The following is a 1,645-nucleotide window of genomic DNA, read 5'->3' as shown; positions in this document are numbered from 1 at the left end:
TCGGAAATCTCCGAGCGTCACACGTGGAAGACAACGGAACTGGCCGATGGTTGGTTGCCAATACGGCCAAGCTGCCCTCAGAGTACCGGGCCCTCGCTCGGCCCACGGAATCGAGAGAGTCATTGTTCGGGCTCACGCACTCCAGGGATGTGTACCCTGATGAGATGAGCCGTCTGTCGAACTCGGCGCTCTCGTCATCGCGGACGAATTGACCGTTTACTGATATTGCCGATTGCACGTCAAAGCGCCCCGGCCAAGGGTGCTGTCTGAAAACCCGCAGCCAGGGCGTCAGCGGAGAGGACGCCCTCCGCTCACCTCAATGCCGCCGACAGCTACTGATCATTGTGCGTTCCAGCGGGAACCTGTTACCACGAGCACGCGGTATAGGCTGCTCTACATTGCCTGATGCTTCTCTTGCACGATCATACTTCGTCGCCTGAAGATTTGATCGCAATTTAAGAGCAGAATGATGCTCACCATCCACGCCGCGATTCACCCTGCCGCGGATCATCGGCAAAGTCGGGCGGACCATCAGAGGATTCATACCGACGGGTGCGCTGCGGTTCGTCTGGCCAATGCGGCTCACGTCTTAGTTCCGGCTCGGCGATGCCATTCAGGAGGGCAAGGCTGCCCTGCAGCATAGAGCGAATTGTATCGACAGCGATGTCGGCGATATCGCGCAGGCGGAGATCACCGATATCAGCACCGGAGCGATGCCGGGCCTGTTCATACGGGGCATTTACTTCCGCAGGGGAGCGCACCGGCATCAGGTTCGAGAGAACACCGGCTCCGCCCAGGATAACGAGCAGAACCAGAGGCACCGCCAGGCGGAATGCCAGTCCAACGATCCTGGACACGATGACGTAGCCGATGATCAAGACAATTGCAGTTGTGACGATGCCCGTGCTCAAGGTACTTGTAACCTCGTAATGGTTGATGCGGTGCGCAGGCCATCCAGGATATCGGCGGCTTTTTTGTGGACCTGCTGCATCGACGGGTGGGATCAGCCACCAAACACCTTGGACTGGCTTTCTGGTCGGTTGTTGCGGAACTCAGTCAGAACAGGTTCCGCTTAGCTTCAGGTCTGACTCGAAAGCGAAATTCTGGATGTCATTGTTAGCGGCATGGCCGTCATAGGCGGTCCAGGTGGCTTTGCCACTGGGCAGGACCAGCGTCCCTTTGCAAGCCGGCGGATATTTCAATCTGGCAGCCGCATTTCCTGTAGGCGCAGAGTTAAAATGTCCCCACCGCGGCAAACTACAAATTCATCCCCCCGCTTTCGAAGAAAGCTTGAGGGGGCGGAAAGAGAGACGATCGTTCTGCGGAAGTCAGCCGCCGCTCACAGATGAAACAAACAGCCATGTTCCAAAAATATTCCGCCAAGCTTATTTATCTGTTGCAAAGAATAAATAAAATTCCTATTTGCCTGTCATCAGCGAATTGAGCAGACGTTATTCTCAAGCTGCTTTCGAGCGGCCTTCTTAACGTGACCGTTACCCAAGCTGTTCTCTAGCGAACTGGACGAGTGAATGCCTGCTGTTGCGACCTACAGCCTGACCGGCAACGCGTACATCGATGGTGTTTTGGGGGACCTGAAATGGGCGGTCAACAGCCTCACCTACAGCTTTCCGGCCAGTGCCTCCTA

At 56.1% G+C, this 1,645-nt stretch carries 1 protein-coding gene; it reads right to left on the bottom strand.

From position 1 onward, the window contains the following. Positions 1–473: 473 nt before the first annotated feature. On the bottom strand, positions 474–911 hold the full coding sequence (locus JKL46_RS34680; RefSeq protein WP_201842984.1) for a hypothetical protein: 438 nt from the start codon (positions 909–911) through the stop codon (positions 474–476). Positions 912–1,645: the final 734 nt, after the last annotated feature.

The organism is Microvirga zambiensis WSM3693, from assembly GCF_016735695.1.
GTDB classification, from domain to species: domain Bacteria; phylum Pseudomonadota; class Alphaproteobacteria; order Rhizobiales; family Beijerinckiaceae; genus Microvirga; species Microvirga zambiensis.
This window is presented reverse-complemented; position numbering and strand designations above follow the sequence as displayed.